22 protein-coding genes are annotated in these 22,534 nt (G+C 70.8%); 10 read left to right on the top strand and 12 right to left on the bottom strand.

The window, feature by feature from the left end:
- Nucleotides 1-172: 172 nt before the first annotated feature.
- From IEY17_RS21200 to IEY17_RS21220, 5 genes are all read right to left on the bottom strand, one after another.
- Entirely contained in the window at nucleotides 173-1,621 is a 1,449-nt protein-coding gene (locus IEY17_RS21200) for a catalase (RefSeq protein WP_188990465.1), read from the bottom strand.
- A complete protein-coding gene (locus IEY17_RS21205; protein WP_188990467.1) occupies nucleotides 1,618-2,118 on the bottom strand; it encodes a Fur family transcriptional regulator in 501 nt (166 codons plus the stop codon). The genes IEY17_RS21200 and IEY17_RS21205 overlap by 4 nt, the downstream gene beginning before the upstream one ends.
- Nucleotides 2,119-2,231: 113 nt before the next feature.
- Complete coding sequence (locus tag IEY17_RS21210; protein ID WP_188990469.1) at nucleotides 2,232-3,707, bottom strand: gluconokinase; 1,476 nt, start codon at nucleotides 3,705-3,707, stop codon at nucleotides 2,232-2,234.
- Nucleotides 3,708-3,902: 195 nt separating this feature from the next.
- Entirely contained in the window at nucleotides 3,903-4,955 is a 1,053-nt protein-coding gene (locus IEY17_RS21215; RefSeq protein ID WP_188990471.1) for an aspartate-semialdehyde dehydrogenase, read from the bottom strand.
- Complete coding sequence (locus IEY17_RS21220; RefSeq protein ID WP_188990473.1) at nucleotides 4,955-6,220, bottom strand: aspartate kinase; 1,266 nt, start codon at nucleotides 6,218-6,220, stop codon at nucleotides 4,955-4,957. Before IEY17_RS21220 ends, IEY17_RS21215 begins: the two co-directional genes overlap by 1 nt.
- Nucleotides 6,221-6,580: 360 nt before the next feature.
- Between IEY17_RS21220 and IEY17_RS21225 the strand changes: the two genes are divergently transcribed.
- Both IEY17_RS21225 and IEY17_RS21230 read left to right on the top strand, forming a co-directional pair.
- Nucleotides 6,581-7,735, top strand: coding sequence for a hypothetical protein (locus tag IEY17_RS21225; RefSeq protein WP_229680387.1), 1,155 nt, complete (start codon nucleotides 6,581-6,583; stop codon nucleotides 7,733-7,735).
- 15 nt (nucleotides 7,736-7,750) lie between these two features.
- A complete protein-coding gene (locus IEY17_RS21230; RefSeq protein ID WP_188990476.1) occupies nucleotides 7,751-8,374 on the top strand; it encodes a nitroreductase family protein in 624 nt (207 codons plus the stop codon).
- Between the two features lie 22 nt (nucleotides 8,375-8,396).
- Here IEY17_RS21230 and IEY17_RS25605 read toward each other — a convergent pair whose 3' ends face one another.
- Nucleotides 8,397-9,005: an alpha/beta hydrolase family protein gene (locus IEY17_RS25605; RefSeq protein ID WP_229680388.1), complete on the bottom strand. Its 609-nt coding sequence runs from the start codon at nucleotides 9,003-9,005 to the stop codon at nucleotides 8,397-8,399.
- Nucleotides 9,002-9,433, bottom strand: a complete 432-nt coding sequence (locus IEY17_RS25610; RefSeq protein WP_229680389.1) for a hypothetical protein — start codon at nucleotides 9,431-9,433, stop codon at nucleotides 9,002-9,004. Before IEY17_RS25610 ends, IEY17_RS25605 begins: the two co-directional genes overlap by 4 nt.
- Before the next feature lie 222 nt (nucleotides 9,434-9,655).
- Between IEY17_RS25610 and IEY17_RS21240 the strand changes: the two genes are divergently transcribed.
- On the top strand, nucleotides 9,656-10,576 hold the full coding sequence (locus IEY17_RS21240) for a LysR family transcriptional regulator (protein WP_188990477.1): 921 nt from the start codon (nucleotides 9,656-9,658) through the stop codon (nucleotides 10,574-10,576).
- A 107-nt stretch (nucleotides 10,577-10,683) separates the two neighbouring features.
- Here IEY17_RS21240 and IEY17_RS21245 read toward each other — a convergent pair whose 3' ends face one another.
- Nucleotides 10,684-10,950 carry an HC3 family zinc finger protein gene (locus tag IEY17_RS21245; protein WP_188990479.1) on the bottom strand — a complete coding sequence of 89 codons (267 nt, stop codon included), beginning with the start codon at nucleotides 10,948-10,950 and terminating at the stop codon, nucleotides 10,684-10,686.
- Between the two features lie 347 nt (nucleotides 10,951-11,297).
- On the opposite strand from IEY17_RS21245, the gene IEY17_RS21250 reads away from it, so the two are divergent.
- A complete protein-coding gene (locus tag IEY17_RS21250) occupies nucleotides 11,298-12,521 on the top strand; it encodes an aminotransferase class V-fold PLP-dependent enzyme (protein WP_188990481.1) in 1,224 nt (407 codons plus the stop codon).
- Nucleotides 12,522-12,620: 99 nt separating this feature from the next.
- On the opposite strand, the gene IEY17_RS21255 is transcribed toward IEY17_RS21250, so the two are convergent.
- Together IEY17_RS21255 and IEY17_RS21260 are read right to left on the bottom strand one after the other, a co-directional pair.
- On the bottom strand, nucleotides 12,621-12,971 hold the full coding sequence (locus IEY17_RS21255) for a hypothetical protein (protein ID WP_188990483.1): 351 nt from the start codon (nucleotides 12,969-12,971) through the stop codon (nucleotides 12,621-12,623).
- A gap of 28 nt (nucleotides 12,972-12,999) precedes the next feature.
- On the bottom strand, nucleotides 13,000-13,281 hold the full coding sequence (locus IEY17_RS21260) for a hypothetical protein (RefSeq protein WP_188990485.1): 282 nt from the start codon (nucleotides 13,279-13,281) through the stop codon (nucleotides 13,000-13,002).
- Between the two features lie 223 nt (nucleotides 13,282-13,504).
- On the opposite strand from IEY17_RS21260, the gene leuA reads away from it, so the two are divergent.
- Nucleotides 13,505-15,295 (top strand): 2-isopropylmalate synthase, encoded by a 1,791-nt coding sequence (gene leuA / locus IEY17_RS21265; RefSeq protein ID WP_188990486.1) that lies wholly within the window; start codon nucleotides 13,505-13,507, stop codon nucleotides 15,293-15,295.
- 114 nt (nucleotides 15,296-15,409) lie between these two features.
- Here the strand turns inward: leuA and IEY17_RS21270 are convergent, their stop codons facing one another.
- Entirely contained in the window at nucleotides 15,410-16,051 is a 642-nt protein-coding gene (locus tag IEY17_RS21270) for a DedA family protein (protein ID WP_188990488.1), read from the bottom strand.
- Nucleotides 16,052-16,263: 212 nt separating this feature from the next.
- Here IEY17_RS21270 and IEY17_RS21275 point away from each other — a divergent pair, with 212 nt between their 5' ends.
- The 5 genes from IEY17_RS21275 (at nucleotide 16,264) to IEY17_RS21295 (ending at nucleotide 21,388) form a co-directional block, all read left to right on the top strand.
- Entirely contained in the window at nucleotides 16,264-17,382 is a 1,119-nt protein-coding gene (locus tag IEY17_RS21275) for a mandelate racemase/muconate lactonizing enzyme family protein (RefSeq protein WP_188990490.1), read from the top strand.
- Between the two features lie 322 nt (nucleotides 17,383-17,704).
- Complete coding sequence (locus IEY17_RS21280; protein WP_229680390.1) at nucleotides 17,705-17,962, top strand: hypothetical protein; 258 nt, start codon at nucleotides 17,705-17,707, stop codon at nucleotides 17,960-17,962.
- Entirely contained in the window at nucleotides 17,938-19,572 is a 1,635-nt protein-coding gene (locus IEY17_RS21285) for a hypothetical protein (protein ID WP_188990494.1), read from the top strand. The genes IEY17_RS21280 and IEY17_RS21285 overlap by 25 nt, the downstream gene beginning before the upstream one ends.
- A 113-nt stretch (nucleotides 19,573-19,685) precedes the next feature.
- Nucleotides 19,686-20,000, top strand: coding sequence for a type VII secretion target (locus IEY17_RS21290; RefSeq protein ID WP_188990495.1), 315 nt, complete (start codon nucleotides 19,686-19,688; stop codon nucleotides 19,998-20,000).
- On the top strand, nucleotides 20,000-21,388 hold the full coding sequence (locus IEY17_RS21295) for a hypothetical protein (protein ID WP_188990497.1): 1,389 nt from the start codon (nucleotides 20,000-20,002) through the stop codon (nucleotides 21,386-21,388). Before IEY17_RS21290 ends, IEY17_RS21295 begins: the two co-directional genes overlap by 1 nt.
- A 121-nt stretch (nucleotides 21,389-21,509) precedes the next feature.
- Here IEY17_RS21295 and IEY17_RS21300 read toward each other — a convergent pair whose 3' ends face one another.
- Nucleotides 21,510-22,451: a hypothetical protein gene (locus IEY17_RS21300; RefSeq protein ID WP_188990499.1), complete on the bottom strand. Its 942-nt coding sequence runs from the start codon at nucleotides 22,449-22,451 to the stop codon at nucleotides 21,510-21,512.
- Between the last annotated feature and the right edge of the window lie 83 nt (nucleotides 22,452-22,534).

Here is a 22,534-nt window from a genome sequence, read left to right on the forward strand (position 1 = left end):
TGGGGAGTTTGCGCCGCGGTCTGGGGGCGGGGGGATTCCCAGGCCGTAGCGCTGGGGGTGGGTTGGGTGCGCGACGACCCGGGAGCGGGGGCTCCCGGGTCTTCGCGTGTGGTGGTTGCTGCAGCCAGTCAGCGTGGTGGGCTGACCAGGTCAGCCCCGGGTCGGTCCGGGCTCAGCCCTGGACCTTGTCGGCGATCTTGTCGCCGGTGGCCTTGTCGACGTTGCGCCAGTACTCCAGCGCCCGCTCCAGGACCGGCTTGCTCACGCCCTTGGACAGGTGGCCGGCGACGTTGTCCACGAACCGGGCCCGCTCCTCGTCGCTGAAGACGTTGCGGACCAGGGTGCCCGGCTGGCTGAAGTCGTCGTCCTCCCGGTGCAGGCGGTAGGCGGAGCGGATGACCTCCTGCTCGATGCCGGTCGCGGCGTCGTCGGTGCCGTACGAGGGGTCCGCGTGCGGGCCGCCGTAGGAGTTCGGCGCGTAGACCGGGTCGCCGATGCCGAAGCTGTACCGCATGGCGCCGTCCTTGCTGTAGCTGTTCACCGGCACCACCGGGCGGTTGACCGGCAGGTCCATGTAGTTGGTGCCGATCCGGTAGCGGTGCGCGTCCGGGTAGGAGAACAGCCGGCCCTGCAGCATCTTGTCCGGCGAGGCGCCCACGCCCGGGACCATGTTCGACGGCTCGAACGCGGCCTGCTCGATCTGGGCGAAGTAGTTCTCCGGGTTGCGGTTCAGTACGAACCGGCCGACCTTGATCAGCGGGTAGTCGCCGTGCGGCCAGACCTTGGTCAGGTCGAACGGGTTGAACCGGTAGTCCGCGGCCTCCTCGAACGGCATGACCTGGACGTAGAGGGTCCAGCTCGGGTGCTCACCGCTCTTGATCGCGGTCCACAGGTCGCGGATGTGGTGGTCGGCGTCCTCACCGGCCAGCTGGTCCGCCTCGGCCTGGGTCAGGAACTGGTGGCCCTGGTCGGTCTTGAAGTGGTACTTGATCCAGAACTTCTCGCCCGCAGCGTTGATCCACATGAACGTGTGCGAGCCGTACATGTTCATGTGCCGCCAGGTGCGCGGGATGCCGCGGTCGCCCATCAGCCACGTCACCTGGTGCGCCGACTCCGGGCACTTGGTCCAGAAGTCCCACTGCATGTCGTGGTCACGCAGGTGGTTGTCGGCGCGGCGCTTCTGCGACCGGATGAAGTCGGGGAATTTGATCGCGTCGCGGATGAAGAAGACCGGGGTGTTGTTGCCGACGAGGTCGTAGTTGCCTTCGGTGGTGTAGAACTTGATCGCGGTACCCCGCGGGTCGCGCCAGGTGTCCGGCGAGCCCAGCTCGCCGGCGACCGTGGAGAACCGGACGAGGGTGTCGGTCTTGGTGCCCGGTTGGAACACGGCGGCCTTGGTGAACTGGCTGACGTCCTCGGTGACCTCGAAGAACCCGAACGCGCCACCGCCCTTGGCGTGCACCACGCGTTCCGGCACCCGCTCGCGGTTGAACTGCGCGTTCTTCTCGATCAGGTAGTGGTCCTGCAGCAGGACGGGGCCGTTCGGACCGGCGGTCAGCGAGTGGTCGTCGCTGGCGACCGGAATACCGGCGTTGGTCGTCGTGATTCGTGCCGAACTCACGATCGTCCCTCCTCGTGGTGGTGGCTGGGATCCTCGGGCGCGGTTGCCGAGGACCGGCAATCAGGGCAGTACCCCCAGAACACGACCTCCGCCTCGTCCACGGCGTAGCCGTGGGTGGTCGACGGGGACAGGCACGGAGCCGCGCCGTAGACGCAGTCGACGTCCTCGGTCCGACCGCACCGGCGGCACACCAGGTGGTGGTGGTTGTCAGCGGTGCGGGTCTCGAACCGGGCCGGATGTCCGGCCGGTTCGATCCGCCGCAGCAGGCCGGCCCCGCTGCACGCGTTCAGCACGTTGTAGATGGCCTGCGTGGACACCGAACCGAGCTGTCGGCGCACCGCGGTCGCCACCTGGTCGGCGGTGGCGTGCGGGTGCCTGGTCAACCACCGCAGCACCGCGAGCCGCGGCCTGGTCACCCGCAGCCCAGCGGTGCGCAGCCGCTCGCGCGGGTCGTTCGTGCCGACAGCGTGGGTGCCGTTCGGTGCGTTGGGGGTCATGACGCGGCCAGTATGCCACGCATAGATTTGAATGAGTCAAGAAAAGCCGGGCGTGTCCCGGGCTCATTCCCCGATCGGCGTAGTCGCACGCTGCCGTTCAGCGCATTGGCACCTCAGAGGCTCAGGTCGCGGAGGGTGGCGTGCAGCTGATCGACGAGCGGACGCCGCCGCGCCGCCACCCGGGCCGCTTCGGGGTTCGGTGCGACCTTGGTCTCCGGCACCACCAGCTCGGCGGCCCGCTCCAGTGAATCGAACTCCCCAAGCGCCCGCCAGCCGAGCAGCACGGCACCGAGCCCGGAACCGCCGCTGCCCTCCGCCAGCTCCAGCTCGATGTCCAGTGCGGACGCGATCGCCTCGGCCCAGACCGCGCTGCGGAAACCGCCGCCGGTCGCGCGCACCGCCCGCACCTCCGCACCGGAGTCGGCCACCGCGTCGCGCACCAGCGCGAGCTGCTGCGCCACGCCCTCGATCACCGCGCGGGTCATCTCGGCGCGGCCGTGCGAACGCCGCAGGCCGATGAAAGCCCCGGCCAGACCGGACTCCCACCACGGCGCCCGCTCGCCGAGCAGGTACGGCAGGGCCATCAACCCGTCCGCCCCCGGCGGCACCGCCGCGGCCTCCTCGAGCAGGTCCGCGACGTCGACGCCGAAGGTCTCCGCCGCCCACTGACCGACCACGGCCCCGTTGCTGACCGCGCCGCCGACGACCCACAGCCCGTCGACCAGGGCGTAGCTGAACGTCCGGCACCGGTCGTCCACCCCAGGCCGGTCGCGGGCCACCCGCAGCGCGCCGCTGGTGCCCAGCGACAGCGCCGCGACGCCCGGGTTGACCGCTCCGACACCGAGGTTGGCCAGCGGACCGTCCCCGCCGCCGAGCACCACCGGAAGCCCCGCCGGCAGCCCCACAGCCCTGGCGACCTGCGGTTTCAGCGGTAGCGTGGCCGTCGGGGCGTGGATCTCCGGCAACTGGTCGGCGCGGACGCCCGCAACCTCCAGGGCGGGCCCGTACCACTGCAGGGTCACCATGTCCTGCAGCCCGCTGCCGGACGCCAGCGAGTAGTCGGTGACGAACTCCTCAACGAAGGCCGACACGACGAAGTCCTTGAGCGCGCACCACCGCACGACGCCCCGGGTCAGGTCCGCACGACCTGCGGTCAGCCACGCCAGCTTCACCATGACCGACTGAGTGTGCACCGGAGTGCCGGTGGCCCGGTGCAGCGCCGCGGCGGTGTCCCAGTCCGACCGCAACCGCGCCACCACGTCCGCGGCCCGCGTGTCGGCCCAGTTGAACGCCGGGGTGGCGGGTTCACCGGTCGCGTCGAGCCCGACGAGGGTGTGCATCGCGGTGCTGAACGCCAGCCCGACCACCGGGTGGTCGTGCGCGCGCGCCCACGCCACGCAGTCGGCCAGGGCCTCGATGGCGGCGTCCCGGACCCGCGCGGCGTCCTGCACCGCCTCCCCCGGCTCCTCCGTGCGCAGCGGATACCCGCGCTCGGTCTGGTGCAGCACAACCGCATCGCTGCCCGCGGCGACGACCTTCGTGGCGGTGGTGCCGAGATCGATGCCGAGGACGACCGGGACACAACTCATGCCCCCAACCTATCCGCCGGACACCGTGCCTCAGATGTTCGGGAAAGGAGATGATGTTCATGGGTCCACTGTGGCGTTCCCCCGGCGTGTCCGCCAAGCAGGATTCAACACAAACACACGTTCGAATGAAAAACGGAGGGCGCCTTCCTCCTGCGGCCAGGAGAAAGACGCCCTCGCCCGTCGTGGTTCCCGGGCTTACTTCACCAGGGTTTCGGCGATCTCGTAGGTGTTCAGCGCCGCGCCCTTGCGGAGGTTGTCACCGCAGACGAAGAAGTCCAGCGTGTTCGGGAAGTCCAGCGCCTGCCGCACCCGGCCCACGTAGGTCGGGTCACCGCCCACGACCCCCGCCGGGGTCGGGAACACGCCGTTGTCGTGGTCGTCCTGCAGGACGATCGTCGGCTGCGCCTCGAACACCCGGTGCGCCTGCTCGACGGTCACCTCGCGCTCGAACGTGGCGTGCACCGCCAGCGAGTGCGTGGTCACGACCGGCACCCGCACGCAGGTCGCGGACACCTTCAGGTCCGGGATGCCCAGGATCTTGCGGGACTCGTTGCGGACCTTCAGCTCCTCCGAGGTCCACCCGTCGTCCTTACGCGAGCCCGCCCACGGCACGACGTTGAGCGCCAGCGGGGCCCGGAACGGGGTCTCCTCCGGCAGCCCGGCGGCGGCCAGCGCCTCGGCCACGTCACCGGCCCGGATGCCGACGCCCTTGCCAGCAACCGCGGCGATCTCCGCGTACAACCGGTCGATGCCCTCCTGACCAGCGCCGGAAGCCGCCTGGTAGGACGCAACGACCAGTTCGCGCAGGCCGAACTCACGGTGCAGCGCGCCCAGCGCGGCCATCATCGACAGCGTCGTGCAGTTCGGGTTGGCGATGATGCCCCGCGGCCGCTCGTGCACCTTCTCCGGGTTGACCTCCGGCACGACCAGCGGCACGTCGGGATCCATCCGGAACGCACCGGAGTTGTCCACCGCGATGGCGCCGCGCTCGGCCGCCACCGGCGCCCACTGTGCGGAGACCTCGTCGGGCACGTCGAACAGCGCGATGTCCACGCCGTCGAACGCCTCCGGCGACAACTCCACCACGGTGCGCTCCTGACCGCGCACGGTGATCTTCCGGCCCGCGGACCGGGCGGACGCGATCAACCGGATCTCGCCCCACGGCACGGACTCGCGGTGGTTGATGATGTCGATCATCACGGTGCCGACCGCGCCGGTGGCACCCACGATCGCCAGCGTCGGCGCCATCAGCGACCACTCCCCGCGTACACGACGGCCTCTTCCTCGCCACCGAGCTCGAACGCCTCGTGCAGCGCGCGCACCGCGTCGTCGAGCTGGGTGTCACGGATCAGCACCGAAATCCGGATCTCCGAGGTGTTGATGATCTCGATGTTCACCCCGGCGTTGGACAGCGCCTCGCAGAAGGTGGCGGTGACGCCCGGGTGCGAGCGCATGCCCGCGCCGACCAGCGAGACCTTGCCGACCTGGTCGTCGTAGACGACCTCTTGGAAGCCGACCTCGTCCTTGATCTTCTCCAGCTCGGCGACCGCCACCGCGCCGTTGCTGCGCGCCACCGTGAAGGTGATGTCGGTGAGCCCGGACGCGGTGCTGGAGACGTTCTGCAGCACCATGTCAATGTCGATCTCGGCGTCGGCGACGACGCGGAAGATCCGCCCCGCGACACCGGGGTTGTCGGGCACACCGCGCACGGTGACCTTGGCTTCCGACCGGTCGTGCGAGACGCCGGTGATCATCGCCTGTTCCACGGGAAGATCCTCCACTGAACCGGACACGATCGTTCCGGGCTTGGGTGAGTAGGAAGAGCGGACGTGCAGCGGCACGCCGTAGCGGCGGGCGTACTCGACGGCCCGCAGGTGCAGCACCTTGGCGCCGGTGGCGGCCATCTCCAGCATCTCCTCGTAGGTGATGCGCTCCAGGTGCTGGGCGTTGGACACGATGCGCGGATCGGCCGTGTACACGCCGTCGACGTCGGTGTAGATCTCACACACGTCGGCGTTCATCGCGGCCGCGACCGCGACCGCGGTGGTGTCCGAGCCGCCGCGGCCGAGCGTGGTGATGTCCTTGGTGTCCTGCGAGACCCCCTGGAAGCCGGCGACCAGCACGATCTGGCCCTGCTCCAGCGCTTCCTGCACCCGGCCGGGGGTGACGTCGATGATCCGCGCGTTCTGGTGCGCCGAGGTGGTGATCACCCCGGCCTGGGAGCCGGAGAACGAGCGGGCCTCCGCGCCGAGCGACTCGATGGCCATGGCGACGAGCGCGTTGGAGATCCGCTCGCCGGCGGTCAGCAGCATGTCGAGTTCGCGTTCCGGCGGAGCCGGGTTGACCTGTTTGGCGAGGTCGAGCAGTTCGTCGGTGGTGTCGCCCATCGCGGAGCAGACGACGACCACGTCGTTGCCCGCCTTACGGGTCTCCACGATGCGTTCGGCGACCCGTTTGATGCGATCGGCACTTTCGAGTGAGGAACCGCCGTACTTCTGGACGACGAGCGCCACGTGAAACAAACCTCCTCGACCGTGCGGTCGTCCCGGGCGCGGGTTGTCCCCGCACTGACACCAGGCAGACGAAGAGCTCCCGGCACACCCGTGGGCGAGCCGCAGGCCCCGCGACCGAGCAGGGTGGCAGCGTCGGCCTCACCGGCCGAAACGGCCTCCTACCAGGTCGCTCCGCTGCCGGATTAGCCTACCGAACCGATACCGCCCGCCCCCAGTCCCGGCGTCCGCTACTACCCTGTGGGACGCGATTGTCGACAAGAGCGGAGGACCGGGTTGTCCACCACTCCGGAAGCGCTCGATCCGCCCGTGCGCAACGCCGGAAACACCGCGGTTACGCAGCGGAAACGACCCGCCCCGAGGGTGCTGGATCGACTCCGGGCCGAGCTTCGGCCGTACCGCCGCACCGTCCTCGCCATCGCCCCGGCTGTGGTTTACCTCGCAATCCGGCTGGTTGGACTGCTGGTGCTGGCGTGGTTGTCCGCGGCCAACGACGAGGCACTGATCGACAACCTCCGCGCCTGGGACGGGCAGTGGTACCTGGAGATCGCCCAGCACGGCTACGGCGGGGTGGACCCGAGCATGGTCGACGGGTACGGGCATCGGTACCCCGAGACGCCGCTGGCGTTCTTCCCCGGCTACCCGCTGCTGATCATGTCGCTGGCCTGGATCCCCGGGGTGAGCGCGACGGGGGCGGCGGTCACGGTGAGCCTGGCCTGCGGGGTCGCCGCGGCCTACGGCCTGGCCCGGCTGGGGCGGCGGGTCGGCGGCTCCGAGGGCGTCGGGTTGCTGCTGGTCGTGCTTTTCGCGGCGGCGCCGATGTCCGTGGTGCTGTCGATGGCGTACACGGAGGCGTTGTTCTGCGCGCTGTCGATCTGGGCGTTGATCGGCGTCGTGGAGCGGCAGTGGGCGTGGGCGGGGTTGTGCTGCGCGGCGGCCGGGCTGGTGCGGCCGACCGCCGCCGCGCTGATCGGGGTCGTGGGACTGGCCGCGCTGGTCGCGATCGCGCGGCGCCGCGACACCTGGCGGCCGTGGCTGGCGCTGGTCCTGGCACCGGTGGGGATGGTGACCTACATCGGCTGGGTGGCGGTGCAGACCGGCAGTCCCACCGGCTACTTCGAGCTGCAGCAGCGCGGCTGGTCGTCGGCCTTCGACGGCGGTGTGGCGACCGCGAAGTTCGTGGTCGAGTCACTGACCGAGGAGAAGTCGGTGCTGGAGACGTTCACGGTGTGGATCGTGCTGGCCGCGCTGGTGTTGATGGTGTTGTGCCTGCGGCAGCGGATGCCGTGGCCGCTGGTGCTGTTCGCGGCGGCGGTGCTCACGCTGGACCTGGGGTCGGACGGGTTGATGTACTCCAAGGTGCGGTTGATGCTGCCGGCGTTCCCGCTGCTGATCCCGGTGGCGATCGGGTTGGCGCGGCGGCGGGCGACGACGGCCGCGGCGACCGCGGTGCTGCTGGTGTTCTTCGGCTCCTGGTTCGGCGCTTATTCGTTGACCGCCTGGCAGTACGCGATCTGAACAGGGAGGGTGTCTGTGAGCGCCGAGGAGTTCACGGTCGGGGTTCCGGCGAGCAAACCCGCACAGACGTCGGTGCCGCTGCATCCGCTGTTGGCGGAGCGGTGGAGTCCGCGCGCGCTGGATCCGGCGGTGGTGATCGGTGACGACCAGTTCACCGCGTTGTTCGAGGCGGCCCGCTGGGCTCCGTCGTGGGGCAACACGCAGCCCGCCCGCTACCTCGCGGGGCGCCGCGGGGAGGAGACGTTCGACCGCATCCACAGCACGTTGTCGCGCGGCAACAAGGGGTGGACGAGCAACGCGGCGGCGCTGGTGCTGGGCGTGGCGCGGGTCGTCGACGAGGACGGTGAGCGGCTGCCGTACGGCGAGTACGGGTTGGCGCTGGCGACGCAGAACCTGGTGTTGCAGGCCGTCGCGGAGGGCCTGTACGCGCACCAGATGGCCGGGTTCGACCGGGACGCGGCGCGCGCCGAGTTCGCCATCCCGCCGGAGTTCGAGCCGATCATCGCGGTGGCCATCGGCGGTCTGGGGTCGACCGAGGGCATGCCGGAACGGCTGCGGGAGAAGGAACTCCGGCCGCGGGTCCGCAAACCCCTGTCCGACCTGGTCTTCACCGGAACGTGGGGGCAACCGCGCTTCTGAGCCGGGCAGCTGCCGGCGGAGGTCAGTCGTCGGCGAGGTGCCGGGTGAGCCAGTCGGCGGTGTCGGGAAGCCATTCCCAGCGGCGGTTCTCCACGAGGTGGTGGCCCTCCGGGATGAGCAGGTACTCGCCGCGCGGGGCGAGGCGGGCGAGGGGCTCGCCGTTGGTGACCCCGGGGATGGTGTCCAGGGCGCCGTCGACGACCCGGAACGGCTGCTGGATGCGCGGCGCGATCTCGGCCGCGTTGATCCTGCGGGCGAAGTCGCGGGCGGCCGCCGCGCTGCCGGTGCGCAGGACGAAGGTGTCGGTCACGTACGGCGCGAGCTGGTCCCAGTCCAGCGCCGAGGGCGGGCTGACGCTGACCAGCGCGCGGATCCGCGGTTCGTGCGCCGCCGCCAGGGCGCCCAGGTAGCCGCCCATGCTCATGGCGAGCAGCGCGACCCGACTCCCGTCCACATCGGACCGCTGTTCGACCAGGTCGACGGCGCGGTGGACGACCTTCTGGTACTCGGGTTCCCAGGGCGCGGCCGTGGCGAGTTCGCCCTGCCCGGGCCCGTCGATGGCGAGCACCGCGACGCCGCGGCGCAGCAGGGTGTCCGCGATCGCCAGGAACTCGACCTTGCCGGAGTTCATGCCCGGGACGAGCACGACGACGGGCGGGCGCTCGGCCGCCGGACGGCGCAGGACGCCGGCGAGGTCGGGCTCGGCGAAGAACTCGGCGGTCGGCTCGGCTCGGCGGAGCGCGTCGGCCGAGGCCGCGGCAGCGGCGGCGTGCGCGTCGAGGTTCGGTTCGGCAGGACCGTGGCGAAGTGCAGCCAGAGCGCGGCGGCGCGGTACGCCTCGGCCGCCGAGGCGCTGCGCCCATGCGCCTCGGCCTGCTCGGCGCGCGCCACGTAATCCTGCCCGGCGCGGACGAACGCCGTGGGCCACTCGCGGATCGCCGTCAGACCGGCGGTGACCTGGTCGTACTGGAAGGGGTCGAGGCCCGCGGCGATGGCGCGCGGGCGGTTGAGGTCCGCGAAGCCGGGCAGCAGGCCCGGTTCGTCGAAGAAGGTGTACATGGTCAGCTCCGTCCGGGGATGGTGCGCACCGCAAACCCGGCGTCAGGATGTCCGCGGTGTCGACCCGGTCGGCCCCCCGGCCTCGGGCGCCCGGACGAGGATGGGCACGCATCGCTCCCCTTGCTGGTTCCGTGCTCCATCCCAGCAGACCCCGGCCGACCCGGGGTGTCCAACAGCACTTCGTACGCTGGGACAACCGTTGGTTGTCGTTCGAGGTGAGCGGTGGATCTGGATCTGGCCCAGGTGCGGGCGTTCGTCGCGGTCGCGCGCCTGTCGCACTTCGGGCGGGCCGCCGAGCAGCTGTTCGTGAGCCAGCAGGCGTTGTCCAAGCGGATCGCCCGGCTGGAGAGCGTGTTGGGCGTGCGGCTGTTCGACCGCGGCAGCCGGGGCGTGGCGCTGACCGAGGCCGGGCGGAGGTTCCTGGAACCCGCGCAGCGGGCGCTCGACGCCGCCGATCTCGCGGTCCTCGAGGCACGTCGCGAACAACCGCCGCTGCGCATCGACGTGTGGGGACACCTGTTCGGGCCGGTACGGATGATCGGCCCGGTCATCGAGCGCGGGGTGCGCGCCGAGCTGGGGTTCAGCCGGGACGCGGCGGCGGCGATGACGGCGTTGACGCGCGGTGAGATCGACGCCGGGTTCGGCCGCGTGCCGCTGCCGGTGGACCGGCAGTTCCAGCACCGGCCGGTGCGGCTGGAGCCGGTGGACGCGGTCGTCAACGCCGACCACCCGCTCGCCACGGCGGACCGGGCGCGGCCGGTGGACCTGCGGGGCAGCACGGTGTGGTGCCCAGCGCCGCTGCGCCGCCTGGACTTCCTCGACCGATTGACCGACCACTTCGGACTCGACGCCGAATCGGCCGAGGTCAACCTGGGCCTGGAGCACTTCCTCGGACACCTGACCGGCGACCGCGTCGCTGTGCTTCCCGCGGGCGTGCAGCTGCCCGCGGACACCGATCTGCGACGCATCCGGCTCGTCGACCCGACGCCGCTCTACACGTGGTCGCTGCTGTGGCGCCGGGGTCGTCGCCTCGATGCCCTCCTGCGCGCGTCCGCGCAAGCCGCCACCCGCCACGGCTGGCTCGATTACGACCCGACCCGGCACTGGCTCCCGGAATCCCTGGACGCGACGACCCACGGGTAAAAGATTGCTGAGCCACGAACTCGCGATGACGACAATCGTGTGCGGCAGCGCATATCCGTCACGCAACCACTGGGTTCGGCGCAGCAACACCGCCAGCGCCGCGGTTGTCAGACGCCGCGCGCGGTGGGCCACGCCGCAATGGCGAACTGCGGACCTTGGGCGTGGTGCTGAGCCGACGACCGCGCGATGCGGTGGGCCTCCTTGTTGCAGTCCCGGCACGTTTCCCACAGCCAGGCAAGCTGCGAGTTGTCGGCCGAGAGCTGCTGCTTGCACAGCGTGGAGACGGTCATTCCGGTCGGGTAGCCGCCGCCAGGGCGGAAATCCAGACTTGCGTGCCGCTGTCCCTCCGCAGGAACCCAATGGAACGGATGCATCGGAACAACCTCCCGGGCGTCAAGGTCTTGATGCGTTCACAGATTCAATGTCAACACTGGCCGATCAGTGACGGCAACGCCCTGAAAGAAAAGGGGTTATTTTCGGGATTTCGAGGCACATCGGGTGCACGCACGACCATGACGGCAGACGGTGTCCCGCACGATAAGACGGAGACGCCGCGGCGCGGCAGCGCCCAGTCAGGGCCCGTGAAACCCGTGGTCGGCACCACCACTGCGGCACCCGGCTGAGCCGCACTGCGCCGAGCGCACCACGTGTTTACCACCAGTTCAGCCCTGGTTCACCGTACCCGTTACGAACCGTGCGGCGATGCGGTAAGACTTCACTCGTGTGGACCAGCAGCAGACCCACGGCGGAGGCGCTCGATGACGCTGATCAGCTGGCCGGTCTGCGCGCCCGGTACGACCTGCCGCCCGGCCTGATCCGGCTCGACGGCGACAGCGGCGGGCCGCTGCCGCGGACCGCGCCCGCCCGGCTGCGCCGGTTCGTCGACCACCGCCGCGACCCGCACACCGCGAAACCGCGCGGCGAATCCGACTGGCGCCGGGAGGCCCGGCTCGCCGCCGCCGCGCTCGCCCCGCTGATCGGCGCCGCGCCCGATGAGCTGAGCATCGCCGAGTCCACGTCGATCAGCCTGTTCAAGGGGCTGCTCGCGGCAGCCCGGCTGCGGCCGGAGCGGCCGATCCTCGCGGTGGGCCGGGACTGCTTCCCCGCGGACCGCTACCTGGCCCGCTCCGCCGCCGACTTCATCGGCGGTCGGCTGCACCTGCTGGACAGCGTCGACGACCTGGCCGCGCTGCCGCCCGACCAGGTGGCCGTGGTGGCGCTCTCGCACACCGACGTGCGGTCGGGGGCGGTGCGCGCGGCCGCGGCGACCACCGCGGAGATCCACCGGCTCGGCGCGCTGGTGCTGTGGGACCTGAGCGGTTCGGCCGGCGCTCTGGACGTGGACCTGCACGCCTGGGGCGCGGATTTCGCCATCGGCTGCGGCCACCGGTTCCTCGGCGGCGGCGCGGGCGCGCCCGCGTACTCGTTCGTCGCCGGGCACCACCGCAGCCGGTTGCCGACGGGGTGGTGCCACGCGGCCGGGGTGCCGCATCCGCTGGCCGACGGCTTCACCGGCTCGGTGTCCACCCTGTCGCTGTGCGACCTGCGCACCAGTCTGTCCATTTTGGACGGCGTGTCAACGGCGGCGCTGGCGGCCAAGGCGGCGGGCCTGGTCGAGCTCTTCCTGGAACAGCTGGAGTCCTTCTGCCCGGAGACGCGGATCACCGTCCTGCCGCCGCCGTCGGGCATGTCGCGCGGGGCACAGCTGACGCTGCTGCACCCCCAGGCGCAGCGGATCGCGCACGCGCTGCGGGCCCGCGACGTGGTGGTGGACTACGCCGAACCGGACCTGATCCGGCTGAACTTCGCGCCGTCGTGGCTGCGCTACGTCGACATCTGGGAGGCCACGGAGCAGCTGCACGCCACGCTCCACGAAGTGCAGCGACCGGCTGACAGCGAACCCGGCGTCGTGGCACCCCGGGGTGGATTTCCCAGGCTTGCCTGAAGTTGGGAACCTGTCTCAGGGTGGGTTCGCTGAACCAGGGCCTGGTGAGCGGTGGAGCGCGCCGGCACCGGAAGGCGCGTGTGACCAGGGCTGGGTCGCTCAGGCGATGGCCCGCAGCACCCGCGTGGCCAGGGACGTGACGACCAGCCAGAAGATCGACGCGATTCCGTAGTTGACCAGGACGGCGACCTTCGGGTCCTCGGGCATGAACAGCTCCTGGAAGCCGAGCGCCAGCGGATCAGCCCAGTACGCCACGAACCGGGTGATGCCGTTCTCGGGATTGGCGCCGCCGACCGTCAGCACCACGTGGATGGCCAGCAGCGCGGCGCACAGGGTGCCGAACCAGCGCACCGCGATGATGAGCGCGCCCACCACCCGCGTCCGCGCCCGCCGCAGCTCAGCGCGGTGCACGCCCCTGTGGTGCGCGCCCGAACCGACATCTTCAGCCACGATCTGAAGTGTGGCACGGTCCGCGCGTTCAGCCGAAGACCCGAGCCAGCACCGCGCACAGGAGCACCCAGAACCCCGCCGCGAGCCCGTAGTCGACGAACACCTGCAGGATCTCGCTCTGGGTCTGGACCAGCCCGGGGAAGAACAGCGCCAGCGGCTCCGCCGCCTGGGCCACCGACTGGGCCAGCCCGTTCTCCGTGGGGAAGCCGGTGACCACGAAGACGATGTGCATGACCAACAGCACAGCGAGCAGGAATCCCACGCCGTGGATCAGCGTCCCGAGCCCGGAACGCCTCTTCTTCACCGCCATGCCCGCCACTCTGCCAGGTCCGGCGATCTCCCGGCAGTGAGCACATCTCCCACCATGTGGACGGGGTGCTTGCATCGCGGGCGGGCGGTGCGGTTAGCCTGGGCGCGTGGCTCGCGTTCTCCTGCTTCGCCGCCGCGACGGGGTCTGCTAGACCGGCCCCTCGTCGCGGGGTTCGAACGCGCCGGTCGTCCAGACCCGGAAACCGAGCAGGAGAACTTCTCGCATGAGCACCAACTCCCCCGACCAGGCCCCGATCAGCGGTGGTGTGCGCAAGCCGTCCCGCCCCGCGCCCGCCGACCAGCAGCCGTGGAACCCGCAGCTGGGCAGCTCCATGCCGTACCACCGTTACCGCCCGTTCCACGAACTGGTCGAGAACGTGTCGCTGCCGGACCGCACCTGGCCGGACAAGCGGATCACCCGCGCCCCGCTGTGGTGCGCCGTCGACCTGCGTGACGGCAACCAGGCGCTGATCGACCCGATGTCGCCAGCCCGCAAGCGACGGCTGTTCGAGCTGCTCGTACAGATGGGCTTCAAGGAGATCGAGGTCGGGTTCCCGGCGGCCAGCCAGACCGACTTCGACTTCGTCCGCGAGATCATCGAGGACGACGCGATCCCCGATGACGTGCGCATCCAGGTGCTGACGCAGTGCCGCCCGGAGCTGATCGAGCGCACGTTCGAGGCGCTGGAAGGCGCGCCGCGCGCGATCGTGCACATCTACAACTCGACGTCGATCCTGCAGCGCCGGGTGGTGTTCCGCGAGGAGCGCGAGGGCATCAAGAAGATCGCCACCTCGGCCGCCGAGATGGTGCTGGAGCTGGCCGGGAAGTACCCCGACACCGACTTCCGGTTCCAGTACTCGCCCGAGTCCTACACCGGCACCGAGCTGTCCTACGCCGCCGAGGTGTGCAACGCGGTCACCGAGATCTGGCAGCCCACGCCCGAGCGGCCGGTGATCCTGAACCTGCCGGCCACCGTCGAGATGGCCACCCCGAACGTCTACGCCGACTCCATCGAGTGGATGCACCGCAACCTGGAGCGGCGCGACTCGGTGATCCTGTCGTTGCACCCGCACAACGACCGTGGCACCGGCATCGCCGCCGCCGAGCTGGGCTACCAGGCCGGCGCGGACCGGATCGAGGGCTGCCTGTTCGGCAACGGCGAGCGCACCGGCAACGTCGACCTGGTCGCCCTGGGCATGAACCTGTTCAGCCAGGGCATCGACCCGCAGATCGACTTCTCCGACATCGACCACATCAAGCGCACCGTTGAGCACTGCAACCAGCTGCCGGTGCACGAACGCCACCCGTGGGGCGGCGAGCTGGTCTACACGGCCTTCTCCGGCAGCCACCAGGACGCCATCAACAAGGGCCTGGACGCGCTGCGCGATGCGGCGGACAAGGCGGGCGTACCGGTGGACGACTTCCCGTGGGAGGTCCCGTACCTGCCGATCGACCCGAAGGACGTGGGCCGCACCTACGAGGCGGTCATCCGGGTCAACTCGCAGTCCGGCAAGGGCGGCGTGGCCTACGTGATGAAGACCGAGCACCAGCTGCAGCTGCCGCGCAAGCTGCAGATCGAGTTCTCCAAGGTGGTGCAGGCGCACACCGACGCCCAGGGCGGCGAGGTCACCCCGGAGCAGATGTGGGAGGCGTTCTCCCGCGAGTACCTGGAGGCCACGGTCCCGCTGAAGCTGGTGCGCCAGCAGACCACCGGCGAGAGCGGCGACGAGAAGATCACCGCGACGGTGGTCGTCGACGGCACGGAGCAGCAGATCACGGGGACCGGCAACGGCCCGGTATCGGCGTTCGTGGACGCGTTGAGCAGCATCGGCTTCGACGTGCGGGTCCTGGACTACCACGAGCACGCGCTCACCTCGGGTGACGACGCCCGAGCCGCGGCGTACCTGGAGTGCGCGGTGGGTGACGACGTCTTCTGGGGCGTGGGCGTGGACACCTCGACGATCACGGCGACGCTGGGAGCGGTGGTCTCCGCGGTCAACCGCGCCCACCGCTGACGGCACCCGGAAGCGGCCCGTTCGCCCAGGCGAGCGGGCCGCTTCCGCCTGTGGACAACCCTGTGGAGAACCGCCGTCGCGAGGACTGCGCAGCACCGCGTGCGGAACGTGTGGTCACTTCACCGGGGCGTCGGTGTCGAGTTCGGCCGGCTCGTCGGCGTCGTCTTCCGCTTCCACCCGGCGGCGCATGGTGCGGGCGATCAGCCAGCTGATCAGCACCGTGATCACAAGAGCCACCCAGGAGAAGCGGTGGAACCACTGGCCCGCCACCAGGCCGAAGACGTACGACAGGGTGGTGACCGTGCCCGCCCAGGCGATGCCGCCGGCCGCGTTGGCCACGAGGAACCTGCCGTACTTCATGCCGAGGATGCCCGCCAGGGGCCCCGCCAGGATGCGCAGCAGGGCCACGAAGCGGCCGCCGAAGACCGCCCAGGCTCCCCAGCGGTCGAAGGCCCGTTCGGCCTGGCGCACGGGTTTCGGACCGAAGTGTTTGGGCATCTTGCGGCCCAGCCAGCCCAGCAGGGCACGGCCGTAGCGCTTGCCGACCACGTAGCCGATCGAGTCGCCGCTGATCGCCCCGGCGGCCGCGAGCACCCCCAGCAGCACCGGGTCGACCACGCCCTGCGCGGCGGCGACACCGGCGCTGACGAGCGTGATCTCGCCGGGGAGCGGAATCCCCACGCTTTCCAACCCGATGATCAGGGCGACCACCAGGTAGATGACCCCTGGGGGAATACTCTCCAGCCACTCGATCATGAACGTCCACTTCGGTCCGGGAACTGCGGCGCGCGGTCGTGGGCCACGACCACCCGGCCAGGGTACGGATACGCCCCGTCCGACGTCGGCCACGACCGCGGGACCGGCGCCCATCGTTGGCCCCGGACCGCGAAAGATGTGATGGTATTCGCACAGCAGTCGTGAGTGGACCTCACCTTTCCACTCACGACGCCTCTGGGGGGAGGGGCGTCGTGCGTATCATCGGAGTCCGCAGCATCCCGGTCGCGGTGCCGTTCCACGCCGAGGAGGCGGGGCCCGCCGGCAGCCGCGGCCTGGTCAGCGTGCTGGTCGAGATCGACACCGACGAGGGCATCACCGGGCTCGGCGAGGCGCCCGCGCACCCGTCGGCCGACGTCGTGCTCACCGCGCTGCGGGCCGTGGAACGCCACGCCATCGGCGAGGACCCGTTCCGCACCGAGCACATCGCCAGGCTGGCCGCCTCGCTCGGGGCCGGCCCGGCGCTGGCGGCGATCGACATGGCGTGCTGGGACGTCGTGGGCAAGGCGTGCGGGCAGCCGTTGGTGAACCTGTTCGGCGGCCCGCTGCGGGAGGACGTTGAATACCTGCACCACGTGCCGCAGGGCAGCCCGGAGCGGATGCGGGAGCAGGCCGCGCGGGCGGCGGCGGCCGGGTTCCGCAACTTCGGCGTGCGGGTCGGCGCGGAGGATCCCGCGGTCGACGTCGAGCGGGTCGCGGCGGTGCGCGACGGCATCGGCCCGGCCGCGGCGCTGCGGGTGGACGCCGGCCGGGCGTGGTCGGTGCCCACGGCGTTCCGGGCGCTGCGGGCGCTGGAGCCCTACGGGATCGAGTTCGCCGCGCACCCGGTGTCCGGCCGCAACCTGCCGGAACTGGCCCGGCTGCGGGCCCGCACCGGGGTGCCGCTGCTGGTGGGGACGTCGTGGACCCGACAGGACCACCTCGACGTCATCCGTCTCGGCGCGGCGGACGCGGTCCTGGTGGACAACGTGCTCGACGGCGGTCTGCTGAACATGAAGCGCTCGGCCGGAATCTGCGAGGCCGCGGGCATCCCGGCGATCAAGCACAGCCTCGGCGAGCTGGGGGTGGCGACGTGCGCGGCGGCCCACCTGATCGCCGCCACGCCGGGGTTCCGCCACGCCCACCACTCGTACGGTCCGCTGCTGGCCGACGACGTGGTGGCGGGCGGACCACCGATGCGCCCGGCGGGACGGCTGCGGCTGCCCGACGAGCCCGGCATCGGGGCGCGGCTGGACCGCGACCGGCTGGCTCGGTACGCGGAGCTGTACCAGGTGGCGGGGCAGGAGTACGGCCTCGCCGCGACGACGCCGTGATCACGGCAGCGCGACGACTACTCCGAGAGGATTCAGTCCCGTGGGCTGACATCCGCGTCCGGACCGGCGAACTCACTCGACCAAAGACGGTACTGCGGATTCGTCCTGGTCGGGAGGATGGTGTCAACGTCGCGGCACGCGGCTTGTCGAGCAGCGACGCCCCCTGGGGACACAGGACCGGGGGGAGCGGCCAGCGGACGGGGGACACGTCGGGGACCTGGCCGCTCCGCCTCGGGTTTCACCTGATCGGTCGAGCGAGCTTGAGGACGCGGGGACAAGGCGGTTCAGTCAGGCACCGAGACGCAGCAGTGTTGAGGTGGACATGTGGCCGACCGAGGACCCGACCGAACAACTCCGCTGGCGCATCCGCTGCGCCACCACGGGGGCAACCGCGAACGTGACGGTGCTGGTGCTCGGTGACCGGGTCGCGGTGGTCCTGCCGCCTGGTGACACCCTCGTCTTCACCGCCGACGAGGCCGACGCCCTGGCCGACCTACTCGACGAGGCCGCGCGCGACCTCCCGCGTGGCACGCCGCGCGAAACGGAGGGCGCACCGTGGCCTACATCGACACCGACCTGAGCTTCGACCCGCGCGACCCCTACTTCCCCACTCCGGGCCCGTCCGGCGTGGAGTGGGCGGTCCAGGTCTTCACCACGACCAACGGCTACGGCGTGAACGGCGCACACGTGCGCGAGGGCGACCTCGTGCACGTACACGCCGACCGGTACGCCCTGCTCGGCCAGCAGCGGACGGTGGAGGCCGGGGAGCTCGACGTGACGGTGACCTGGACGGCCGGGCTGCTGGAGTGGTCGATCACGGCCCGCCACGACGAGCCGGTCAAGGCGGTGAAGCTGCTGTTGCGTGGCCTGCCGCCGGACCAGCTGCGGGCGGGTTGGTGGACGCCGAGCACCGGCCGCGGTTGGGCGCACGGCGTCAACGGGCAGCGGTTCCAGCTGGAGTACCCGGGACCGGACTGGGTGACGCCGTGGGTGGCCGCAGGTCCCGAGGACGACGGGTTCGTGCTCAGCGTGCGAGACCCGCTGGTGCGTCGGCAGATTCTGCACGTCCACCAGCCCCCGTACGCGCTGGAGCCGGTCGTCGAACTGGTGCACGTGCCGGCCGCGGGGGCGCGCTCCACGACCTGCCGGGTGCCGTCCATCCGGTTGCTGATGGGCACCAACGCCCTGGTCGCGGACGCGGACCTGGACGAGCATCTGTCCTTCGTGGAGGGTGCGCACAACCTGGTGCCGTGGTCGGCGCGGGCGGACGTCCCGGAGTGGCTGCGGCACACCGCGCTGGTGGTGACGCTGCACGGGCAGCACTGGACCGGCTACGTGTTCAACACCTTCGTGCAGATGGCGGACGCGTTGCGGTTCGTCGCCCAGCACATCGATCCGCACCGGGTGCTGGCGTACCTGCCCGGCTGGGAGGGCCGCTACTACTACACCTACCCGTGCTACCGGCCGGGCCCGGACCTGGGCGGCGACGAGGGTTTCGCCGAGCTTGCGCGCACCGCGCGGCAGCTGGGCGTGCGGTTGATGCCGATGTTCGGCGGGCATGGCGCGAACGTCGTCCAGTACCCGCAGTGGGAGCGGGCGGTGCTGCGCAACGACACCAACCGCTACGTGGAGCTGCTGAACCGCCCGGACTGGGACACCGATCGGGTGGGTGAGGGCGACCAGGTGTTCCTCAATCCGGGCGAGCCGGAGTTCCGCGCCCACCTCGTGGAGTCGATTTCGGCGATGGTGCGCGATTTCGGCGTGGACGCGGCGTTCCTCGACACGCTCGGCTACTGGTTCAATGACCCGCGCTACGAGGTGATCGACGGCTGCCGGCGGCTCACGGCGGAGCTGCGCCGCCGCCACCCGCACCTCGTGCTGGCGGTGGAGGGCTGGTGGGACGCCCTGTCGGCGATCTTCCCGCTCAGCCAGCAGTGGTTCGGCCTGGACCGCGATCTGCGCAAGCCGCGGGTGCTCACCCGCTACGCCCGCACCACCGGCCACCTCGCGGTGGGCACGCCCGGCCTGGGCAGCACGGGCGTGCACGAGAAGGGGTTCGTGCCGCGCCCGCCGGACGTGGCGCGCGATGGCCACATCCCGGTGGTGGGCATCGTGGACACGACCCTGCCCACCTACGCCGAGGAGGTGGCGTCGATCTGCCGGTGGGCCGCCCGCCACGGCCCGAAGTAGTTGCGCAGACGATCAGCATTTCCGCAGTTCGCTGGCTCATCATCGGCCTCGCCGCCAGATTTGTGCCATGCCGCGGACACACCGGGTGTCCGCGCTGATCTGGCGGGAAAAGGATGGAGAAGGTCAAAGCAGAACCGGAGCAGCTGCGCGCGGCCGGGACATCAGTGGTGGCCGCTGCCCAGGCGCTCAGCGACACAGTGGGCGGGTTGGAACTGGGCGCTGCGGGACGGGACATGCCGGGCACGATCACTGCGGCCCTGCTGCCGAGTTTCGCGGCCGAGTGGCGGCACAGCGTCCAGCAGCTGGCGACGGCCGTGCGGGGCACCGGTGAGCAGCTCCAGGCGTCGGCGACCGGGTACGCCGCGATCGACCGCAACGCGGCGGACATCCTCGCGGCACTCGAGGGCGCTGTCCGTGGGGGTCGGTGATGGACGTCAGGACCCTCGACGGCTGCGCCGTGACCGTGTTCGACGACTGCGCGGCGAAGTGGCGGCAGCTGGCCGACGCGCTCGGGGACTGCCGGGCCGACGGCTCCACCAAGCCCGCGGCGGCGCTGGATTTGGCATGGCTGGGTGAAGCAGCCGACTCCGCGAAAGCCGAGCTGGCCGGGCACGGCGGGAAACTGGCCGCTGCCGCGGACGCCGCCGAGGCCATCGCGGCCGCGCTGCGCACCGCAGCAGGCGGCTTCCGCACCGCCCAGGGCCAGCTCCGCCAGGCGTTACGGCAGGCGCCCGGCGTGGGCGTGCGCATCGAGCAGAACGGCACGGCGGTCCCGCTCCCGGGTCACCAACCGGACAAGCGCGACATCACCGAGCTGACGCAGCTGGCCCAGGGCGCCCTGCGGTCCGCCGAGCAGACCGACCAGGCCCTGGCCAACGCGCTGCTGCAGCACTCCAGGCCGGTGCTCAGGACCAACACCGGCGCGCCGGGTGGCATGGTTGCGATGCTGAAGGCAGCGGCCACCCAGATCACGGGCTGGTGGCACGGGCTCAACCCGGTGGACCGCGCCTTCCTGTGGCAGCACGCCGGAACGGAACTCCAGAACGCCGGTGTCCTGAGCCCGGCGACCCAGCCGAAGTTCGACATCGGCAGCGGCAAGCACGGGGCGTGGAAGCAGGGGTTGGCGGCCAGGTACGGCACCTTCCCGGCGAATGCCCTGGCCACGATCGAAAGTGCCCTCCCCCGCTACCTGGACAAGACGCTGGCCGACCTGGGCGATGCGGTCGGCTGGGACCTGGCGGCCGGGAACATGCGGCACTACCTGGGGAACTCGGGGAAGCCGCGCGAGATGGACGTCGAGTACCTCTACCGCTCGGAAGTGCTCGACTGGATCAGCGAAAAAATCGAGGAGGTTCTCCCCGAACCAACGACCAAGAACATCGCGGACGACGGCAGCGACTCCGACACGCCCGCGATTCTGCGTGAGAGGGTCAACGCGCTGATCGACGACAAGGCGCCAGCATGGAAGAAGGAGGCCATCGACGCCTTCCACAAGTCCGGCGGGCAACCGGTGGCACTGGAAAAGCAGCTCGAATGGAAACCACAGCACACATCCTTGCTGTTCCAGCCCGACGGTTACTTCGCCTACGGCTCCTACCACTACACCGTGACAGGTGTCGTCAAGGCTGAACCGGACAACGAGGGGAATCCGAAGGTGTCCCTGGACTACCAGATCCACACCGCCGACCGCTACAACTGGAACTGGGGCCAGCCTGTCCTGATGGATCACCTGCACGGCATCAGCCACAAGTTGGGGAACGCGCAGGAATTCGACATGCAGGGCAGCAGCAAGCTGCGCTCCATCCCCCTCGACTGATGCGCCGAACCTGGACCCCACCGGGCGACAAGCAGCCCAATCTAGGCAAACCTGGAAACCCCCTTCCGAGGTCCGGTGGCGCCGGGGCTTCTCCCCAGCGCCACCCTTCGTTCGCCGCCCGTCAGCGTGGGGGCCAGGTGACTGCTGCGCTGTTCAGGCCGGTGGCGTTCGGGTCCTTCCACATGGCCGGGACCGGTGAGGTGCCCGTCTCCGAGTTCGCCGCCGCCACGTAGTCGTGGCCCGGTTCCGGGCGGATCAGGACGGGGCCGCAGGTGGCCGTCTGGCCGGGCGCGGTGAAGGACAGCTGGCAGTGGTGCAGCGTGTCGGCCACCCGCTGCGCGGTGGTGGCGTCCCGCAGCCACAGGTGCACCGCGACGTCCGGCGCGGCTTCCACCGACGTGACCCGTACGGAGATCCGCACGCCTTCCGGGGCGGTGCTGATGCACGGGTCGATCTTCACCGGCCCCCGCTGCCACGCCCCCCGGCACCGCTCGGCGATCTGGTCCTCAGGCACCGGGGTGGCGGACTTCGCGACGATCGGCTTGGCCAGCGGCGGGTCTTCCGCCGTGCGCAGGGTGACACCCACGACAGCGGCGACGCCTCCGAGCACCGCGACCGTCGCCGCCACGACGATCGCCGTTGGCCGGAGCCGGCGGCGGGGAGGCGGTGCCGGGGCCGGTTCGGGTGGCGCGGCCGGTTCCTCGGCCGGAGCGGGACGCGCGAGCTCGTTGCGGCGCTGGCACCAGCGGTCCACGAGCTCGTCCACGTCGTGGTCGAGCACCTCGGGGTTCGCCAGCAGGTGGCGGTTCTGCCGGGCGTGGCGCAGGCACGCGCGGACGAACGCCGCGGTCACCTCCGCGGTCGGCAGCACCGAACCGGACACCGCGTTGCGCATCGTGCTGGTCGAGAACGGTTCCCCGAGCTGGCGGGACTGCCGGGCGAGTTCCTGGAAGCTCGGCCCACCCGCCTGCTGCCGCAGGATGCGCAACTCGTACGCGAACTTGGCCAGCGGCCCCTCCTCCGGGTCGATGGCGGCCTCGCGGCGACCCGGTTTCCCCGTCATGTCCGGCTCCAATCGTCGGTAGATGCTGCACAAAGAATTAGCAGCCCGCTGACCTCGTTGGTTGTTCATCATCGAGCACGTCA

The organism is Saccharopolyspora thermophila, assembly GCF_014646075.1.
GTDB classification, from domain to species: domain Bacteria; phylum Actinomycetota; class Actinomycetes; order Mycobacteriales; family Pseudonocardiaceae; genus Saccharopolyspora; species Saccharopolyspora thermophila.